The 2,113-nt window shown below is 57.6% G+C and carries 2 protein-coding genes; one reads left to right on the top strand and one right to left on the bottom strand.

The features are described from left to right. A partial coding sequence (locus AC1DT3_RS18990) for a hypothetical protein (RefSeq protein ID WP_477466776.1) occupies positions 1 to 867 on the bottom strand: 867 nt, incomplete at its 3' end. A 69-nt stretch (positions 868 to 936) separates the two neighbouring features. On the opposite strand from AC1DT3_RS18990, the gene AC1DT3_RS18985 reads away from it, so the two are divergent. Beyond that, positions 937 to 1,116, top strand: coding sequence for a hypothetical protein (locus AC1DT3_RS18985; protein ID WP_477466775.1), 180 nt, complete (start codon positions 937 to 939; stop codon positions 1,114 to 1,116). The last annotated feature ends 997 nt before the right edge of the window (positions 1,117 to 2,113 follow it).

Genomic DNA, 2,113 nt, shown 5'->3' with positions numbered 1-2,113 from the left:
GCCGATTGATGTGCTTCCGGTGATCGGAGGCGTTTCCGGCTCATCAGGCTGCTTGGGGATGATCTGGTCCAGATCTATTGTTTTGCGGGCGATACGATTGCCGACATCCGAAAGTTCGATCACCACCTCACGGTGAACGCTTTCGGATGGGGCTGTAGCTGAGATCGCATAGGTCAGTTCGCGCAAAACCACTTCGACGGCTTCAGGGGTCGCCTGAGCGTTGAAGAAGGCTATTTCAAGCTTCGGTCCCTCGGCGGCCCAAAGCGTTCCTATTGCGTTTCCGTTCACTGTGATCGTCGAGCCCACGGAAAGCCCGTCCGACAACGCGACGGCGCCGGATAGATCGATGCCGATCGCATCGCCCGTGTGAAAGCCCTTCGACACGATGACCGAGAGCACGCCGAGATTGCCATTCTCCGTTATCGACGCATCACCGCCAGCATCGAGAGCGAGCGTTTGCCCCGCACTGACATTGAACGGTCCGTCCCCAAATCCGGTAATGATAGGCGCAGCGTCCACATGCACGCCATTCGCGTCGACGATACTGTCGATTCCGCGGGCGTGGAGAGCAGCGATCTCCCCCGCGGTGAGTGAAAGCCCGCCGACAAGAACAAGGCGATCGTTCTGGCTGACGAAACCCTTGGCAAGCAACGCCGCCGCCTTCGTCCCCACGGTGAGGACAGCCCCATCCGTCAGTAGTTCAATCGAGTCGAGGCCGGTAAGAGTTATCCCTGTGATGTCGAACGCGGACCCGTGAAGTTGAAGTTCATCCCAACGCTGTGCGGCGTTGGAGCCGCCGCTGAGCGACGCCAATCCCGTAAGCTGTCCCTCGATCAGGATGATTGTGTCGTTCTCATCCGATCCCATGATCGTCTCGATCCCACTGAGGGACGCCGCAAGCCTGAAGTCGAACAGGCCCCGCCATGGAGTTGAAGGGTGTCTTTGCCTGAGAAGCCGTCGATCACCGCACCTTCGATTTCCTCCGGAAGCACGGTGATGGTGTCGTCGCCCATTGTTCCGGGCAGAAAGCTGTTCCATGGCTGCGCGATGATCGCAGGTTTCGTCATCGAGACCTCAATCGCCGATGTGGCGGGCAGTCACGAAACGTTGTTCTAAATCATTCTGTCAAGAAAAATGAATCTGACGGTAACAATTGAAACGACGCTGACGAGCCCTAGAGGCGGAATGCAAACAGAAACTAGCGATTTCGACGGGATTAACCTTAGGTAAACTGGCTTCGGCATATGCAGAACAGTCGACATCAGAATTCGTTGTTGCCAATCACCACATTTCCCCATCCGGCAGCCGCAATGCTTCCATTCATCTAATGCTGCGATCTGGAAGAGGAAGCATTGTCCAGTTGGACCGGCAGCGGGCAATAGGCTGGTTGCGCCGCAGACTGTCATCGGAGGGCATTGCACTCGCCCGCCCCCTACCGCAACATCGAGGCGCTCTGGCTACTCGACGAGAAGATCGCTAGGCCGAGAAGGTTTACAAAGACGCGGGAGCCTCAAATCTATTAGGCTCGTACTAAGTTCAGGCGTAGCGGGACAATCTCAGCGCTATTCGGTTGACCTTCAAGGATCGAGTTCAAAGCCTCATTCCGGTGTGAAAGCGCCCTCCGCTTTTCGCGCGCTCGGTCGTAGAGGTCATAGTGAACGGCGTGACGCCTCTTGGCGTGTGATTGAGGACGGCCTCGCTGTCCTCACGGACGACGCCCAGCTCCGACAGCCGCGTATTAAGGGTGCGTCGAAGGTCATGAGGAGTCGGTGGTGCTTTGCGCCAGCTCTCGATGGCACTTTTATGTGTCGCAGAGGTTAGGAAAGCTCGCTTTGCCTCTGTCGTCGCTCCATTGGCTTTCTTTTGCCTCCGTCTGCGATCGGTTCGTCTTGTAGCTTAAGGCTAGCCTGGAAGCGCATCATCGCGACGCTCAGGGAATGGCCCTTGATCGGAGCGCTCGCGACTCCTGTCGAGGGAAACAGCCATTCGCTGTCGCTGGCTCGCTCAAAGGCCTCAAGAACCGCCGCTCTAGCTAAGCCGACCAGCGGAACAAAGTGCGCTCGTCCATTCTTCGACCGCGCGGCGGGAGCAACCAAGCCGAACGGTTGGGGTC

Source organism: Microvirga sp. P4_G7 (assembly GCF_056401005.1).
This window is presented reverse-complemented; position numbering and strand designations above follow the sequence as displayed.